This is a genomic window from Pseudomonas sp. NBRC 111127 (genome assembly GCF_001320345.1).
GTDB classification, from domain to species: domain Bacteria; phylum Pseudomonadota; class Gammaproteobacteria; order Pseudomonadales; family Pseudomonadaceae; genus Aquipseudomonas; species Aquipseudomonas juntendi.
Genome location: NZ_BCBD01000114.1, coordinates 1 through 17622, shown reverse-complemented (window position 1 = coordinate 17622; position 17622 = coordinate 1). Strand labels below are relative to the sequence as shown.

Sequence of the window (17622 nt, the reverse complement as noted above, 5' to 3'; positions counted from 1 at the left end):
GGAGGCCCATGCCGAAACCCAGGCCCTGCGCATTCAGCGCTACTTCATGGACGCTTATCAATACGGCAATGGCTTTGCCCGTTTGGTGCAAGTGCTGCAAGCCCGAGGTGGCAACGACCTGCGCGCCGAACTCACCCGCCAGGCGCGAGCCAGCCTGGCCGGCAAACCTGACATGATCGGCCTGTACCTGGTGTTCCAACCCGATGCACTGGACCAGCAAGACAGCCAGTACCGCGGCCAGGACGCGGTGGGCAGCAACGAGAGCGGGCGCTTTTCGCTGTACTGGTCACAGCCGCGCCCGGGCACCCTGGAGCGCGAAGCCATGCCAGAAGCGCTGCTCGGCGACGCCAGCATCGGCAGCAACGGCGCGGCGAAGAACCGCTGGCTGACCTGCCCACTGGAGACCGGCACAACCTGCCTGCTGGAACCGTATCTGGACGAGGTCAACGGCAGCCAGGTACTGATGACCAGCATCGCCCTGCCCTTGCTGGAACACGGCAAAGTGGTGGGCGTGGTCGGCCTGGATATCAGCCTGGACAACCTGCAGCAACTGAGCACAAACGGCCGCCGCGAGCTGTTCGAGGGTCAGGGCCAGGTGAGCATCGCCAGCGCGGCCGGCCTGCTGGCAGGCAATAGCCGCGACGCCAGCATGCTCGGCAAACCCGTTGAGCCTGCAGTTGCCGCTGGGCAGTTACGGGTTGCGCACCCCTTCACGCCCATTCCCGACGCCGCCCAGTGGCAGGTATTGCTGGAAGTGCCGGAAAGCGTGCTGCAGGCGCCCGCGGTAGCCCTCAATCAGCGCCTGGATGCGCACAACCAGCGTGCCAACCTGACCAGCCTGCTGATCGGCCTGGGCGCGGCAGTGCTGGGCTTGCTGCTGGTGTGGCTCACGGCCCGCGGGGTAACCCGCCCGATCCTGGCGGTGGCTGCCCGGCTTGAAGACATCGCCAGCGGCGAAGGCGACCTTACCCGCCGCCTGGACTACGCCCGCCAGGACGAACTGGGCCAGCTCAGCGCGTGGTTCAACCGCTTCCTCGACAAACTGCAGCCGGTCATCGCCCAGGTCAAAGGCTCGCTGCAGGAGGCCCGCGGCACCGCCGACCAGTCGGCAGCCATCGCCAGCCAGACCAGCGCCGGCATGCAGCAGCAACACCGTGAAATCGAGCAAGTGGCCACCGCGGCCAATGAAATGAGCGCCACCGCGCTGGATGTCGCCCATAACGCCGCGCAGGCGGCCCAGGCGGCACGTGCCGCCGACCAGGCCAGCCAGGAAGGCCTGCAGTTGATCGACAGTACCCGCCAGGGCATCGACCGGCTGGCACTGGACATGGACACGGCCATGGCCGACGCACGCGCCCTGGAGGGCCGCAGCACTCAGATCGGCACGGTGCTGGAAGTCATCCGTACCATCGCCGAGCAGACCAACCTGCTGGCACTGAATGCGGCCATTGAAGCAGCCCGTGCCGGGGAAGCCGGCCGTGGCTTTGCCGTAGTCGCCGACGAGGTGCGCGGGCTGGCACAGCGCACGCAGGTGTCGGTGGAGGAAATTCGCCAGGTCATCGAAGGTTTGCAGCAAGGCACCCAGGATGTCGTGGGCGCCATGCACGAGGGCCAACGCCAGGCGCAGGCCAGTGCCGCACGCATGGAGCAGGCCCTGCCGGCACTGCAACGCATTGGCGAGGCGGTGGCGGTGATCAGCGACATGAACCTGCAGATTGCCTCGGCCGCGGAGGAACAGAGCGCAGTGGCCGAAGAGGTGAACCGCAACGTAGCCGGCATTCGCGACGTTACCCAATCGCTGGCAGGCCAGGCAGACGAGTCGGCTCGCATCAGCCAGGCCTTGAACCGGCTGGCCAACCAGCAACAAGCGCTCATGGAGCAGTTCCGCGTCTAATCTGTAAGGGCTTCTTCGCGGGTAAACCCGCCCCCACAGGGACCCGCACTGGCCTTTGAAGCCATGCCCCTCTGTAGGAGCGGGTTTACCCGCGAAGAGGCCCTCACAGGCACCACAGCATCATCGTTTTTACCGAGCACACCTTATGCAAACCGCCCCCCGCTCCTCGTTCTTCGACATCACCTGCGAACAGGGCCTGCTGCGCACCTCGATCGCCGTCACCCTGTTCATCGCCAGCATCGGCATCGCTTTCGGCGTGGCCTCCGGGTCGTTCTCGATCATGTTCGATGGCGTTTACTCACTGGTCGACGCCAGCATGAGCGGCCTGTCGCTGGTGGTGGTCAAGCTGATCACCTCGCATACCACCAGCGTGCAGATGTCGCGCAAGCTGCGCGAGCGTTTCACCATGGGCTTCTGGCACCTGGAGCCGATGGTGCTGGCACTCAATGGCATCCTGCTCAGCGGCGTGGCGGTCTATGCCCTGATCAACGCCGTCAGCAGCCTGCTGCAGGGCGGCCGACACCTGGAGTTCGGCATTGCCATGGTCTACGCGGTAGTGACCGTGATCTGCTGCGTGACCATCGCCCTGGTCGAGGCCCGCGCCAACCGCCAGCTGAAGTCGGACTTCGTGGCCATGGACGTCAAGGGCTGGGTGATGTCGGCCAGCATCACCGCTGCGCTGCTGATCGCCTTCTGCTTTGGTTACGCGGTTCAGGGAACCTCATGGGAGTGGGTATCACCGTACATCGACCCGGCGGTACTGGCCCTGGTGTGCCTGGTGATTGTGCCGCTGCCGATGGCGGTGGTGCGCCAGGCCCTGGCGGACATTTTCCTGGTCACCCCAGGCGACCTCAAGCTGCACGTGGACGAAGTGGCCAAGGCCTTTGTCGCCCGCCACGGGTTGCAATCCTACCGTGCCTATGTTGCCAAGGTCGGGCGCTCACGCGAGATCGAGCTGTACTTCATCGTACCCAAGGCCATGGCAGCGAAGACCATCGATGAATGGGACGCGTGGCGCAACGAGATTGGTGAAGCCGTGGGCGGTGAAGGGCCGAACCGCTGGTTGACGGTGGTGTTCACGGGCGACCCGGAATGGGCGGAATGAGCTTTCGAGAATGCCGGGCTGGCATGGCACGGCCAGCCCGGCATCTGAAACCCTGCGGCACCGCCCGCCACGGGCAGAGCCGCCTGGCGGCACGTGTCAGCGGTTGCCCATGCGCTGCAGGGTTGCAGGCTTGTAGCGGTCTTCGGAGGGCACTGGCTGGCTGAAGTCGAGCGTTTTGCTTTCCTCGTTTTCCAACTTCTGAACCATGTAGCGGCGCGCCTGCAAATCATAGAATGCGTCGACGGTGGTCCAGGTGGTGGGCACGTTGTAGAAGTTGCTCATGTAGCCTATCGATACCCGCCACAGTTCGCCGTGGCTGTCATAGCGGTCGGCAAGCGCGATTTGCCAGCTGTCTTCGTCGAGGTAGAACACCCGTTTCGAGTAGATATGCCGCGCCGTTGGCCGCAACGTGCCCTCTACCACCCACACCCGGTGCAACTCGAAGCGGGTCGGCGCACTGAGCAGGTGGCCGGGCTTGATGATGTCATCGTACTTGTACTGCGGGCTGGCGATTCGATAGTTGTTGTAGGGAATGTAGATTTCTTTCTTGCCGACCAGCTTCCAGTCATAGCGATCGGGGGAGCCGTTGAACATATCACGGTCATCAACGGTGATCAGGCCATCGGAACCGCTGTCCGGCGTGTCGTAGGAGATGGTAGGGGCGCGACGCACCCGCCGCAGCCCTGGCACGTAGCCCCAGGCCATGCGTGGCTCCGCCACCTGGTTCAGCGTTTCGTACACCAGCGACGCCTCACCCGCCATACGGGCCGGGCTACGGGCGGCACTGAGGTAGTAGAAGAGGATGTTGTTCAGCGTCGAGTAACTGCCGCCTTTGACGTAGTACTTGAACAGCACGTCCTGGTCATAAGTGGCCAGGCTGTACTGCCCATTGGCTTGAACGGTGGCTTCCGAGAGCTTGCGGACCACATAGGTACCACGGTAGCGGGCGATATGGTTCCACAGGGCCTCCACGCCGCTTTGCGGGATCGGGAACGGGATACCGCCAAATGCGTGGATGAAGCCGTTGCCGCCTTCGGCCAGCTCCGCCGTGGTCGCGTTTTGCCGGGTGTTGTCGTACACCCACTGTGGCTCGGCAGCACTGCGGCGAGTGGTATAGACCGGGTAAGACATGGTTTGCGGGTAGGCTTTGAGCAGGGCGATCTGCCCGGGGCTCAGTTTGCCTTTGTACTGCTCGACATTTTCCGCGGTGATGGTGAACAACGGTTTGTCGTCCGGGTACGGATCAACGTAATGCTGGCCTGGCACGTAACCGGCCGGGGGTTTGCTCAGGCCGCCGGTCCAGGCGGGGATGCTGCCATCGGCGTTGCCCGCGGTTTCGCCGCCCAGGGGGGTAAGGTCTTTACCCAGCCGGCTTGCCTGTTGTTCAGACACAGCGGCGTGTGCCGCGCCGAAGGCGAACAGCATAACGGTGCCAACGACGAGAGAAAGACACTTGGCATGCTTGACGTAGTATTTCATGGTTAGCCCTGCTTGAAAGAATGAATACCTCGTTAGAACGAGTACTTCACGTCCATGCTGACGTTGTCCCTGTCACGGATCAGGTTGCTTTGCCCCGCACCGGTAAACAGGGTGTATTGCAGGCCGGCTTCAAAGCGGCTCAGGTAATCAGCCTTGATGCCGAAGGTGTAGCCTTTTCGGCCTTCCATGAAACTGCCGGTCAGGTCGGAGTTGCCTTTGAAGTTGTTGGTGTGGACGAAGAACGGCGAGAGGTTCACGCCAGCGTATACGTTGGTCCAGGTGCCCTGCATGCTGAGCGTGTAGCCGTACGCCTCGCGGGTCATGGGGTTGTCGGTGGTGTCTGGGGTGCCGGCGAACTTGCGCTTTACCGGGGTGGGGTTGTACCCGGTGTAACTCAAGTCGCTGCCGTGGTAGGACTGGGTCGCGATTTCGGCAATGCCGACCAACGAGTTGAAGCCCAACGACGGGCCAAAGTTGTAGATGGTGCCCAGCGAGGCGTTGATCGACTCGACACGCTCGTAGTTGGAATAGACCCCGCCCCGGCAGAACGGCTTACCGCCCAGCGAGGCACACGCCTGAGCGCCGCCGAGGTTGGCGTCGGACAGCCCCGACGTACCGGCCACGCCTTGCGCGAGAAGGTCACCCACCAGGTCGTTGGTTGCACTGATTGCAATCGGCAGATTCGGCCGATAGGAAATTTCACCGAAAACCGACGCATTGTTTATCGTGGTATTGAAGCTGAGGCCGTACATGCGAACGTCCTCGACATACTCACGGCGCACATTGGCATTCTGTGACAGGTCGAGGGTTGCCAATGCCCGGGCGGCGCTGGGGCCGATTAGCGAATCAAGCGTGGTCAGATCGACGCCACGGTAGGCGCCGGTGTCGATCTGCTGCACGGGCTCCTTGGTGTGGTAATTGGCAAAGTAGAAGCCGAAGTCGGTGGCATTCAAGGCCTCGGCAATATAGTGCAGGCTGATACCGTATTGCCCGCTGGCCCGAGCCTTGTCGTCCGACTGCACATTGCTGACCTTGAAGATGCCCGTGGCGGGGTCGAGGTAGCGGCTGGCATTGAAGGGGCCTTGGCCAAGGCCGCCCGGGATCTGGGTGGCCATGCCGTACGCTGCCATTGCCGGAACCAATGCAGGGACCTGGGCGTACGCAGTGTTGCCACCCGGCCCGAAGATATCGGTGGTGGAGTAGTAGCTGCCAACCGGGTCAAGCGCCGTTTCTTTCCATTTCAACTGGTAGTAAGCGTCCATGGACAGGTTGTCGGTCAGGCCGAAATTCAGGCTCAGCGCCTCAACCGGCACAAGCACTTCCTTGACCTGAGAGCCAGGCAAGCGGTACTTGACCGCATCCACGGGGTTCGAAACGCTCACGCCGCGATAGAACAAGGACTCACCCCAGTTGAACACCTGCCTGCCGAAACGCACCGTCAGGGGGTGATCGGCCACGTCCCAAGCCCCGTATACGTAGGCATCCAGAATGTCGGCAGAGCGGCCGGCGAGGTGTCGGGTACTGCGGGTAAAGCTGTCATCCTTTGGATAATTCTGGCTAGGCTCTACCACCGCCGGGTTGTTGTAGTAGTCACTGCGTTTATCCATTATCTGCGTGTCATAGAACGCCGACCCGCGAACGAACAGCCCATAATTCTGGTACTTGGCCTCAAGCTCCGAGGTCAGTTTGAACACCTGCGAAACAAGCCCGGTATCGAAGTTGCGGTTGCCGTCGTTGCCATTGAGCGCATCGTTGTTTTTCGCCTGGCCTTGAACTCGCCATACCTGGCCGAAAGACACGGTATTATCCAGGGTGCCGGTGATATCGCCATCGGCGAGGGCAAATTCGAGCGCTGCAGCGGGCTGGGTGAAGGTGATAGCTGACGCAAAGCCGAGCCATGCAACCCTGCTTTTCGACCCACAAGGGTCAGCAAAACGGAAAGATTTCATCAGTACTGCTCCTGGGATGTCTTTTTGTTTTTTTACGCACCGGAGTGACGCGACCAGAGCAAGGTCCAAACTCGAATTATCTGACGATGCATGTCATCAAGATGCGTCCAAGGCTGGCTGCTGTCAATCGTCTAGCGGCGCTGACCATTCAGTTTCGTACGCGGCTTTGTTGCTTAAATCAGTGCCTTTTTCCGTGGCTGAACGGCACAGCGCTGTGCGAAAGAGCCGCGGTTGTCGTGATTTAAAAATTTTGACTACAATGGAATTCAGTTTATTAGAAGGGTGGCCACAATGAGCAAAACCTCCGGGGGTGCCGAGCGCTCCTACCGTGGCGTCAGCCAAGAGCAGCGCATCAAGGCCCGCCGGGAGGCCTTCATGAAGGCGGGGATGCAGCTGTTCGGCACCCAGGGCTACCGCGCCACGACCGTGCGCGACCTGTGCAGCGAGGCGAAACTCACCGATCGGTACTTCTACGAGTCCTTCGAGGGCACGGAAGAGCTGCTGTGCGCGGTGTACGTATCGATCATGGACGACCTGGAACAACGCCTGAACCAGCTCTACCAGGACCACGACCAGGTACAACAGCACGCAGGCCGCAAGTTCCTCGCCACTTTTTTCGAGGCCATGCAGGACCCGCTGGTGGCGAAAATCGTATTGGTCGAAGTGCTCGGGGTAAGCCAACGCGTCGACAACCTCTACCAGCAGAACAACTTGCGCTTCTGCAACTTCCTGTTGTCCGCGATCAACCGCACCTACGGTGGCTTCAAGCCGGTCGCCTCGGAACTGTACATGTGCATGGGCATACTCGGGGCAATAAACCAGATTGCCGTGTACTGGACCTTGAGCCAATACCGGGCCCCTGTGAACGTGCTGATCGACACAGGGCTTGCCCTGATCGAAGGCTGCGCCAAGGTGCCTGGCGCAGCCCTGCACGATCAGCAGGGTGGGAAAACGGACTGATAGCTGCCCAGTTCAATGAACACCGATTTGGTCCGCGTGTGCTCGAACAGTGCCTCGATGCCGTTCTCCTGGCCGATACCGGACAGCTTGCTGCCGGAAACGGGCATTTGAGGCGGCACCTGGCCCCAGGTATTGACCCAGCAGATACCCGTCTCCAGCGCGTGCACGATACGGTGCGCCTGGAAGATGTTCTGGGTTACCACGCCGCCCGCCAGGCCTAGTACCGAGGCATTGGCACGCCCGATCACCTCTTGCTCGCTGTCGAAGGTCAACAGGCTCATCACCGGCCCGAATATCTCTTCCTGAACAATCTGCATGTCGTCGCTGCAGTCCGTAAACACAGTCGGAAGCAAATAACTGCCTGCCGCGAACGCCTGCCCTGCCGGCAGGTGCCCGCCACACAGCAATGTCGCGCCGGCGTCGCGACCGCTTTGAATGTAGGCCAGCACTTTTTCGCGGTGCGCCTGGCTGACCAAAGGGCCGAACCGCGTGCGCGGGTCACTGGGGTCGCCAATCGCAATATTTTCAACCCGTTTCAGGATTGCGCGCTGCAGCCTGGCCTGGATAGCGCGGTGCACGAACACCCGCGTACCACTGGTGCACACCTGGCCGCTGCTGAAGAAGTTCGCCATTACCGCAATATCTGCCGCTCGCTCGATATCGGCGTCGGGCAGAATGATCAAGGGTGATTTGCCACCCAGTTCCATGGTGACCTTCTTCAGTGTGCCGGCGGCGCTGGCCATCACTTTCATGCCGGTCGCGACGCTCCCGGTGAACGAAATCTTGGCGATACCTGGGTGCTCGCTGAGCACCTTGCCCACGGCCTGATTGCCTTGCAGCACATTGAACAACCCTGCGGGTACGCCAGCCTCGACCAGCAGTTCGGCCAGGCGCAGGGTGGACAAGGGCGTCAACTCGCTGGGCTTGAACACCATTGCATTGCCAGCCGCAAGCGCGGGCGCCAGCTTCCACATGGCGATCTGAAGGGGGTAGTTCCAGGCGCCCACCCCGGCCACCACACCCAGCGGTTCTCGTCGGGTATAGGTGAACGCTGTTTCGCCCACAGGTGACTGCCGGCCTTCGATAGCCGCCATCAAGCCGGCAAAGTAGCGCATGACCGCTACCCCGCCTTTGATGTCGACCCTGGAGGTATCGAAGATTGGCTTGCCGGTATCGAGGGTTTCCAGCTGCGCCAGTTCGTCATTGCGCAGCAAGATCAGCTTGGCTGCATCCAGCATTATCGCAGTGCGCTCAGCCACCGGAAGCTTGACCCACTCGCGTTGCGCCGCGCTGGCCGACAGCACGGCGTCGTCGACCTGCCCTGCGCTGGCTTGCTCGACAGTGGCCAACAGCTGGCCGTTGGCTGGGTTGATCGAGTCGAATGTGCTGCAACCGCTGGCGTAGACCTGCCTGCCATCGATGAACTGCCCTATGGTTCTGTGCATGTTGGTGATCCTCTTGCTCAGGCAGGCTGAGTACGGGCCGGCAGGAATTTGCCATAGTGGTGCGCTACGCCAAGGTCCTTGGCGAACCCACCGTCCCTGGCATAGGCCACTCGCCCATTGACCAACGTGGCCAGCACTGCCTGGTCGTTGCGGTTGACCAACCGCCTGAGCGGGGTGTTTTCGATGAGGTCTTCGCTGACCGCGTCCAGGTCACTGTTCAAGCCCTGGGGGTCAACGATGGCGATATCTGCCCGGGCGCCCGGCCTCAGCCTGCCTGCGTCCAGCCCGTACCAGTCGGCCAGTTCGGAAGTGACACGCGCCACCCCCTCGCCCACGCTCATGAAGTGGTTACCTTCCAGGTGGGCATCGCGGATATATTTCAGGAAGCGCAACGGGAAATTGTAGAAAGCCAGGCCACGAATATGCGCCCCGGAATCAGCGAAGCCGACATGGACGCTGCGGCTGCGCATGAGTTTGTGCATGACCTCGACCCGGCTGTTGCCCATCAGCGTGGTCCAGACAAGCTCGGATTTGTACTGCACCGCCAGATCGAGGAAGCAGTCGATAGGGTCCTGCTCGCGCGACCTGGCGATTTCGCCGAAATTGCGGCCAACCAGGTTTGGGTCCGGGCAGGCTGTGACATAAGCGTCGGAAAAGTCGCGTTGCCAGAGCCCTACTTTCAATACGCTGCCCAAACCCTGTTTGAATAATTCACGGAACTCGGGCTTGGTGGCTTCTGCGTACTGGTCCTCTTCGTTCTTCAGGTTGCGCAGCACCAGGCCGCCGGCAAATTCGTCGAAATTGTTGAAATTCAGCCCCGCGCTGTAGACCCGCAGTGGCGCCGGTAGAAACTGCCATTTGAGGTTGCCGCGCAGCAGCTTTTGGGTAACCCAGCCACTCAGGCGAACCATCTTCTGCAGGCTGGGCTTCACCTTCAGGTCCAGCGCCGTGAGCAACGTGGTTTTCAGCTTTGGCCGGAACCAGCCCGAGGCAGCGAACATCAGGCGTACCGCACTGGAGGGCTCGGCCACATCCGGGGCGCCCTGCAGGATCGCCCCGCGAGCGCGCAGCCGTTTGAACAGCCGGGCCATTTCGGCCCAGCTGGCAAAGGTCGAGGGCAGTGGGCGCGACCATGCACGTTCGCCGGCCACCCGGTCGATCTTGGTTTTCATGACCGACAGGCCAAGGAACCCCTGGTCCAAAGCTTCATCGAGCAGGGCCTCCATGCTGCGCAGTTCCTGCTCGGTCGGTGGCCGCGGCGTGGTGGCCTCGAGCAACCCCATGGCGGCAGCCCTGATATCGGAGTGGCCGATGTAGCACGCCACGTTCGGCCCTAACGGCAACCCTTCGAGGAAGGTGCGGTACTGGGCCGGCGATGACCAACGCTTATGTGTGGTCAGCAGGTCCAGTACATGATCATGCGGGATGGACTCCACACGGCTGAACAGATCCGCGCAATCCTGCGCCGAAGCTGAAACCATGCTCAGCGAACAAAGACCCGTCGCCACGGTGGTGACACCGTGGCGGATGGATTCTTTCAATGCAGCAGAACTCAATATCTCCGCATCGTAGTGGGAGTGCATTTCCAGAAAACCGGGCATCACCCAGCAACCTTTCGCATCCAGTACCGCTGCCGCCACTGCCGGGTCAAGTGCTGATGCACTGACGGCAACAACACGCCCGTCCTGGATGCCAACATCCGCCGCCACGCCATTGTGGCTGACGCCATCGAAGACCAGGCCGTTCTTGATGATCAGGTCATAATGCATATTATTGTTCTCACATTTTGACTACGCTTGTCATCAGAATACAGGCGCAACTTGCCCTGTCAAGTGCCATACTTGCGTTTACTTGAAAGCCTGCATCTGCGTTGTCAGTACTTGCAGCATGCGCGCAGCCGCCGAGGACAACCGGCGCCCAACACGCGTTACCACGTGGGCTTCGGCCGTCAGGAAAAGTGGATGGCCCACATCCCGGCACAGCAGTTCCCCAGCGTCCAGCTCTGCTTTTATGGCGAATGCCGGCAGGAAGGCGATACCCAGCCCTGTCTTGGCGAACTGGGTGAGCGTGGCGATCGAGTTGGTGGTCATCACCGGGTCGAACCTGACTTTCTCGGCCAGCTCCAGCACATCCACCAGTTGCCTGACGCCATGCGTGGAATAGGTGACCGCCAGCGGGTAGTCCAGCAACTCACGGGCACGCAGGGGCCCGTCGCCCTTGCGCAGCGGCGAGTCGGGGCTGAAGATCACTTTCATCGGCTGCACACGGCAGGCGCGAGAGACCAATTTGGGGTGGGTCGGCGGGTTGTAGACCAGCCCGATCTCGGCGTCGTCTTCCAGCACCTTGCGAATCAGCTCGTTGGTACCCGCCGAGTCGAGGCTGATTTTCACGCCTGGGTAGGCTTTGCAGAACCGCGGCAAGGGGCCGTTGAGGATGTCGTTGACGAACCCCTCACCCAGAACCAGGCTCACGTGGCCGGTTTTCATCTCCCGAAGCGACTGAAGCCGGCCCAGAAGGTCACCGAGATGCGCCTCCTGTTCGCGGTGAAACTCGATGACCTGCTTGCCCGCCTCCGTCAGCGCCACGCCCCGGCCACGCCGCTCGAGCAATACCGTCGCCAGTTCGGCCTCCAGCAGCTGGATCTGCCGGGTGACCGCCGATGGGGCGACGTTCAGCAGGTCGGCAGCCGCGCGAATGCTGCCGCAACGGGCAGCTTCGTGGAAATAGGCAATGCGTGAAAGGTTGATCAGTCGACTCATGCCGCGCCCTCGTTGATCTAACAATCAGAACAAAAAACAAGCTGACATTGATTGTAGTCACTTTTTAGGCGTCATAGCATCAGCCCGGCAGGTGTACCTGCAGCCTTGCAGAACTTCAATAATGCAGGCGGTTGGCCGCACGCGATGATTCAAACGTGGGCATTGGTGCTCGGCAAACTCGCGCCATCCACCGCCGCGCCCACCCCAATGCCGATGTACTTTGAATGAAGACCATAAGATGACTTCTGCTAATTTTTGCACTGCCTACCCATGGGTCGAGCGGCTCATCAGCATGGATACAACGAGCGCGCTGTCGAACTTGGGGTTGATAGAAGTGGTACGCGACTACTTCAAGTCTTACGGTATCGACAGCACCCTCATCTACGACCGTGACGGGCGCAAGGCCAACTTGTTCGCCACGGTCCCTGCGTGTGACGGGTCCACGACCGGCGGGTTGGTCTTGTCCGGCCATACCGATGTGGTTCCGGTCACCAGCCAGGCCTGGGCGTCCGACCCTTTCTCACCGACCGTACGCGACAACAAGCTGTACGGACGTGGCGCATGCGACATGAAGGGCTTCATTGGAGTCGCTCTGGAACAGCTGCCGAACATGCTGCGCACCGCGTTGAAAGCGCCGCTGCATTTTGCGCTGTCATATGATGAAGAGATCGGCTGTGCCGGTGCCCCCTCAATGGTGCAAGACCTGGTCAAGCGCGGCGTTGCACCGCAGGGTTGCATCGTTGGCGAGCCCACCGGCATGGGCATCGTCGTTGCCCACAAGGGCATCAATGCCTACCGCTGCGAGGTCAAAGGGCATGCTGCGCACTCGTCGCTGCAACCGGCCGGGGTGAACGCCATCGAGTATGCAGCGCGGCTGATTACCTTCATCAGCGACCTCGCACGGCAGTCTTCCCATCACGGCCCGTTCGATGAGGGTTTCGACGTACCGTTCAGTACCGCGCAAACAGGCACGATCAGTGGCGGCATAGCAATCAACACGATCCCGGAACACTGCGAGTTTCAGTTCGAGTTCCGCAACCTGCCAGGCGTCGACCCCGAATCGATATACGCAAAAATAACCCGCTACGCCGAAGAGGTGCTGCAGCCGGAGATGAAGTCACGCGTGCATACCGCAGGAATCGTCTTCGAGAAAATCTCCAGGGCACCCGCATTGAGCCCCAGCGAAAAAGAAGCAATCTGCACGCTGATTGCCGGCTTGCGGCAAGACACCCGCGTACGCCGGGTTTCCTATGCCACCGAGGCAGGCTTATTTCAGGAAGTTGGCGTGCCCACCATCGTTTGTGGGCCCGGCTACATCGAGCAGGCACACAAGGCCAATGAATACGTGTCGCTCGAGCAACTGGACCTTTGCAATAGCTTCCTGAACAAGCTGGTGCTCAGCCAGCAGGTTTGACACTGGCTGGCGACCTTGACCGATCAATAACAACAAGGAAAACACGATGGGTGAGTTGCGCACGGATTTGAAAATGCAGCGCTGTGACCACGGGCCTGGCACCCGGGTAGGCAGGGGTTTCATTCTAGCCATGGCACTGTCACTGCTTGGCGTCTGGCTGGCGGTATTCGCCCCCATCCAAGTACTGCTTGCCCAGCAGATGGAAATATTGGCGCCCAACTCGAAAGAAAGCGCGCTGGGCATGGTGATGGGCATTGGTTCGGCCATCGCACTGGTCGCACAGCCTGTCATCGGCTTTCTGTCGGACAGAACCCGCTCAGTGTTCGGCCGCCGTCACCCGTGGAACTTTCTCGGCATTGTCGTCGGCGCGCTGGCACTTTACATGCTGGGCAAGCAAACGACCTGGACGGGCATCGTCGTTTATTGGGCCTTGGTACAAGTGGGCACCAGCGGGGTGTTGTGTGCAATCACCGCTGCAATACCGGACCGCGTGCCAGTTGAGCAACGGGCCATTGTCAGCGCCTGGAATGGCGTGATGTTGTCCGTGGCAGTTGTACTGGGCGCCGTCATCACCACCACGCTGGGTGTAGGCATAGCGCAAAGCTACACCGTCGTCGCGGCCATATTCGTGGTGCTTTCAATGCCATTTGTGTTGTTTACCGATGATCCGCTGGGGCAGCAGGCGCACACCGGTGAATGGCGTTGGAAGGCGTTCTTTTCGGCCTTCTGGATCAGCCCCAGAAAGCATCCGGATTTTGCCTGGGCATGGTCGACGCGCTTTCTGGTCGGCCTCAGCAGCGCCACAGGTACCCTGTTCTTTCTGTACTTTCTTCGCGACGGCCTGCGCTATGAGGCGCTTTACCCGGGTGAGCGGGCCGAAGACGGCTTGCTGAAGCTGGTGCTGATCTATACCGCTGCCGTGGTGGTCACCGCTTTCGCCTGCGGGGCCATATCGGATCGGACCGGCCGGCGCAAAGCCATCGTGACGGTGTCGGGGATGATCATGGGAGTGGCTTCGCTGTTGTTGGCCTTCTGGCAGAACTGGCCGATGGCTATGGTTTCCTCAGCGATACTCGGTGTTGGCTATGGTGCCTATGTCGCCGTCGATCAAGCGCTCATCAGCCAGGTGCTGCCCAGTTCGGCGGACCATGCCAAGGACCTGGGGATCATCAACGTTGCCATCGTCGGGCCACAGATCCTCGCCCCTGCCCTGTGCGCCATGCTGGTGACCCAGTTCGGAGGCTACCCTGCCCTCTACATGTTTGCAGGCCTGGCAGGCTTGATGGGCGGGCTGCTGGTGCTGAAAATCAAAAGTGTCCCCTGACGCAACAGGGCGCATCGGGGCATGCACACTTGGCGGTTGTCAGGCACCAGAGGCCTGACAACCCCTCATTTCCCACCGTGCGCTTGTCGGCTACGTACCAGCGCTGCTACTGCCTGCTGCATTTCCTGCCTGGCCACGCGACTGACGCCCATCATGTTCGCAAACCCATGAATGAGCCCAGCCGCCCTGCGCAGGGTCACGTTCACCCCAGCGGCCGATAACAGGTGCGCATACGCCTCACCTTCATCGCGAAGTACATCGAACTCGGCGGTGGCAATATACGTTGGTGGCAGCCCTTCAAAACTGTCGGCCAGCAACGGCGACACAGCCGGGTCGCTGTAGGCCCGGCTGGGCACATACAGCTCACGCGCCCAGTTCATCTGGTCCGCAGTCAACACATAGCCCGTTTCGAACAGCGAATAGGACGTCGACCTGTTTTCGTTGTCCAGGACCGGGTAGAACAGCAGTTGGAAGTCGGGCAAGCGCCGTTTCTGCTCTCTGAGCGTGTAGCACAACGCGGCAGCAATATTGCCACCCGCGCTGTCGCCCGCCACGGCAATGAATGCGCCAGGCGTATTGGCCGCCTGCATGTCCTTCAGCACATGCTCATAGGCTGCCAGTGCGTCATCGATGGCGGCAGGAAATGGATGCTCGGGTGCCAGCCGGTAGTCCACCGACAGTACGTGCAGCCTGGCTTCGCGCGCCAGATACCGGCAGATACTTTCACAGCTTGCCAGGCTTCCGGATACCCAGGCGCCACCGTGGAAGTAAATGAGTACGCCCTGCGCGCAGTCGTTCGTTACGAACGTCTTGACTGGAACAGGCCCGCCCTGCCCGTCGATCGTGAAGCTTCGCTCCAGGTCGACAGGTGCATCACAGCCGCCAAACACCCAGGCGTCATGGTCGGTCTGTTTGCGCACTTTATCCAGGGGCTGGTGCTGCGGGCGGGCAAGCTCGCGATCCCCCATCAGCCTGAGAAACATCGCCACTTCGGCGCTTAACACGTGACCCGGCTGGTTGAGACGAGACCCGCCAATGGCAGATTGCAAGCGATGGGGTAGCCTGCCCAACGCCTCGACGACCCACTTCATGCCGACCTGGCTGACTGGCCTCTTCATGGATTCCCCACTCCCAGAATCAACGCCTCGATAGAAATACAGGCGAAACTGGCTAATCTTATGAGGCACCCTAAAGGGCTACAAGCAGAGGGCTGCAGAGATGCGTTCTAATTAATAGAGCGCGGCGGGCCAGTCGGCAGTCACCTGGGCGGCGGCACTCAACTTGCTGTCAGGCCGCAGGGCGAGCACCCTGCGAGCCCTGTGCAATAGCGTCAGTTGACGCGCTCGGTGTAGCCCTGAGGCAGTTGCCCCGGCGCGGCATTGATGACGCTGTCGTTATCGGTACCCACATCTTCCATATAGGTGATCTGGGCGAATTCGGCGATGATCACATAGGGATAAGCCGGGCCTTCATCGCGGAATCTATGCATGTCTTCGATGAATTCGTTTTGATAACAAATGGTTTTTTCCGGGTGCTGGCCTTCGCCAGCGATCCATTGCGGAAAGAAAATGGTGCCGTGCAGAATCCGGCGCGACAGGTCGAATGAAAGGCTGACGCAAGTGCCGGTTGGCTCATGCCAATCGACCTTGAACAGGTCCGGCGCCAACTGCACCAGGTTCATGGGCTGGTGGGTAACCCAGCGACCGCCAACCAGTCCTTGGTGGATACGATAGTCACAGGTTTTTTCATTGCGTGCATACCATTCGTACTTCCATCCATTGGCATAGGTGTAGATGAAATGCCGACCTACGAAGCTGGAAAAATCTTGAACGGGCTCAGACGATACTGAAGCGTTGCTCATCGTAATCTCCACGATAATCGTTAGACATACACAGCTAGCCGATTATAGGCGGCGGTCCGCGAGTTTGCGCTGAACACAGCGGCTGAAGCTGCCCACACCCGCAAATTGCCGGCGCGTGAGACCGGGCAGCGCAGGGCCAGGCCTTCTTTGATCGCAAGGTGCTTGCTAACATCCCCACTCAACAGCCGTGGTGCCATCAGAAAGATGCTCAGAATCCTCAGAGAACAACAATTCAAGAAAGCGTTCCGAAAACTGGGCGGCAAAGCCGCCGGAGGTTCTGGTTCCTTCAGCGCCCGTGCCTGCGCAACCATTGAGCAAGGTGTAAGCCTTGGACACGTCAGGGTAGAGTCGCCGTCGGTAACCATCGGTGCCCACACCTACATCAGGAGTGGCAGCACGTTATCCGTGATTTCTGCGATCGGCCGTTTTTGCTCGATCGGATCCGACTGCACACTGGGCCAGGAAAAGCATACCCACCCTACCGATTGGGTAAGCACGCACCCCTTCCAGTATGAAACGGGAGGCTTGTCCTATTCGCCAGGGGCCGCTTGGGTGACCCTGGGCCACGATGTCTGGGTCGGGCATGGCGCGACCATCCTGGAAGGTGTAGAGGTAGGCACGGGGGCAATCATTGCCACACGGGCAGTGGTGACAAAAAACGTGCCCCCCTATGCGATCGTTGGCGGAAACCCAGCCAAGTTCATCAAATACCGGCATAGCCCTGAAATCATTGAGCGGCTGCTTGCAAGCGAATGGTGGAACCTGGATGTCGAGTACCTCAAACACCTGCCCATGAACGACGCCGAGGCATTTCTCAAGGCGATTGAAAATAGTGCACCCGCCGCCCCAGTACACTACTCGAAACTCTCCATCGCCAAGCGCAGAGTGCAAGAAGCGCCGTAGTGATTTCAGCTTTATCAAACTTCGCCGATGGCTTTTACGTTTGCGCGCCGAAGCTACAGACCAAGCAACGGCTTGGCTACATCCAGGAGCCGCTGCTTTTCTTCATCCAGGTGCAACGATGTCTGCGCACGTTTGACCAGTAAAGCGGCATGGTGTCGGCAATGCTTGCCATACCGCTGTGGATCGAGTTCAGCCAGACTGATCAATGCCTTGATCAGCCGGATATCGATTTCCAACAGCCCTGCCCCGTCCCGTGCGATCAATGTAAAGAAGTCATCGAATAAATCGTGCACTTCGATGCACCGAACATGAACGCGCAGACACTTCTCATCGACGTCATCAGAGGCCGGGGATTGCATCGACCACTTGGAAAAACACCTGACTCCACGGCCGATCACATCGATCACGGTCCCGGAATCATTGGTCGCCGGAGACAAGGCGCGCGAGGCGATTTCGGTTAGAACCGCAAGGCCGAAGCGTGGATCCTGGTCAAATGAGCGGCGTACACCCACCGTGACCGCGCGCAGGA

General features: G+C 60.4%; 14 protein-coding genes and 1 pseudogene. 7 read left to right on the top strand and 8 right to left on the bottom strand.

The features are described from left to right. Positions 1-46: 46 nt before the first annotated feature. The 3 genes and pseudogenes from APH30_RS30025 to APH30_RS19045 form a co-directional block, all read left to right on the top strand. A pseudogene (locus tag APH30_RS30025) lies at positions 47-988 on the top strand (chemotaxis protein); the annotation flags it as partial. Positions 989-1138: 150 nt separating this feature from the next. Next, positions 1139-1894, top strand: a complete 756-nt coding sequence (locus APH30_RS30020) for a methyl-accepting chemotaxis protein (RefSeq protein ID WP_371105812.1) — start codon at positions 1139-1141, stop codon at positions 1892-1894. A gap of 145 nt (positions 1895-2039) precedes the next feature. Then, the gene (locus APH30_RS19045; RefSeq protein ID WP_054913444.1) at positions 2040-2999 is read left to right on the top strand and encodes a cation diffusion facilitator family transporter; all 960 of its coding nucleotides are present in this window, start codon (positions 2040-2042) and stop codon (positions 2997-2999) included. A 96-nt stretch (positions 3000-3095) separates the two neighbouring features. On the opposite strand, the gene APH30_RS19040 is transcribed toward APH30_RS19045, so the two are convergent. Beyond that, positions 3096-4424 carry a DUF1329 domain-containing protein gene (locus APH30_RS19040; protein ID WP_054913443.1) on the bottom strand — a complete coding sequence of 443 codons (1329 nt, stop codon included), beginning with the start codon at positions 4422-4424 and terminating at the stop codon, positions 3096-3098. A gap of 86 nt (positions 4425-4510) precedes the next feature. After that, positions 4511-6427 carry a DUF1302 domain-containing protein gene (locus tag APH30_RS19035; protein WP_054913442.1) on the bottom strand — a complete coding sequence of 639 codons (1917 nt, stop codon included), beginning with the start codon at positions 6425-6427 and terminating at the stop codon, positions 4511-4513. 291 nt (positions 6428-6718) lie between these two features. On the opposite strand from APH30_RS19035, the gene APH30_RS19030 reads away from it, so the two are divergent. Next, on the top strand, positions 6719-7387 hold the full coding sequence (locus tag APH30_RS19030; RefSeq protein ID WP_054913441.1) for a TetR/AcrR family transcriptional regulator: 669 nt from the start codon (positions 6719-6721) through the stop codon (positions 7385-7387). Here the strand turns inward: APH30_RS19030 and betB are convergent. The 3 genes from betB to APH30_RS19015 form a co-directional block, all read right to left on the bottom strand. Then, positions 7363-8832: a betaine-aldehyde dehydrogenase gene (gene betB / locus APH30_RS19025; RefSeq protein ID WP_054913440.1), complete on the bottom strand. Its 1470-nt coding sequence runs from the start codon at positions 8830-8832 to the stop codon at positions 7363-7365. The genes APH30_RS19030 and betB overlap by 25 nt on opposite strands. Positions 8833-8849: 17 nt before the next feature. Then, positions 8850-10601 (bottom strand): amidohydrolase family protein, encoded by a 1752-nt coding sequence (locus tag APH30_RS19020; RefSeq protein ID WP_054913439.1) that lies wholly within the window; start codon positions 10599-10601, stop codon positions 8850-8852. Positions 10602-10679: 78 nt separating this feature from the next. Then, a complete protein-coding gene (locus APH30_RS19015; RefSeq protein WP_054913438.1) occupies positions 10680-11591 on the bottom strand; it encodes a LysR family transcriptional regulator in 912 nt (303 codons plus the stop codon). A gap of 238 nt (positions 11592-11829) precedes the next feature. Between APH30_RS19015 and argE the strand changes: the two genes are divergently transcribed. Next, positions 11830-13005: an acetylornithine deacetylase gene (gene argE / locus APH30_RS19010; RefSeq protein WP_054913437.1), complete on the top strand. Its 1176-nt coding sequence runs from the start codon at positions 11830-11832 to the stop codon at positions 13003-13005. A 46-nt stretch (positions 13006-13051) separates the two neighbouring features. Further along, complete coding sequence (locus APH30_RS19005) at positions 13052-14329, top strand: MFS transporter (protein ID WP_054913436.1); 1278 nt, start codon at positions 13052-13054, stop codon at positions 14327-14329. Between the two features lie 65 nt (positions 14330-14394). Here the strand turns inward: APH30_RS19005 and APH30_RS19000 are convergent, their stop codons facing one another. Together APH30_RS19000 and APH30_RS18995 are read right to left on the bottom strand one after the other, a co-directional pair. After that, entirely contained in the window at positions 14395-15447 is a 1053-nt protein-coding gene (locus APH30_RS19000; RefSeq protein WP_054913435.1) for an alpha/beta hydrolase, read from the bottom strand. Between the two features lie 212 nt (positions 15448-15659). Next, positions 15660-16202 carry a phenolic acid decarboxylase gene (locus APH30_RS18995; protein WP_256222075.1) on the bottom strand — a complete coding sequence of 181 codons (543 nt, stop codon included), beginning with the start codon at positions 16200-16202 and terminating at the stop codon, positions 15660-15662. A gap of 192 nt (positions 16203-16394) precedes the next feature. Here APH30_RS18995 and APH30_RS18990 point away from each other — a divergent pair, with 192 nt between their 5' ends. Next, positions 16395-17093 (top strand): CatB-related O-acetyltransferase, encoded by a 699-nt coding sequence (locus APH30_RS18990; protein ID WP_054913433.1) that lies wholly within the window; start codon positions 16395-16397, stop codon positions 17091-17093. A gap of 53 nt (positions 17094-17146) precedes the next feature. Here the strand turns inward: APH30_RS18990 and APH30_RS18985 are convergent. After that, the coding region (locus APH30_RS18985) for a DUF2254 family protein (protein WP_156326560.1) at positions 17147-17622 on the bottom strand (476 nt) is incomplete at its 5' end.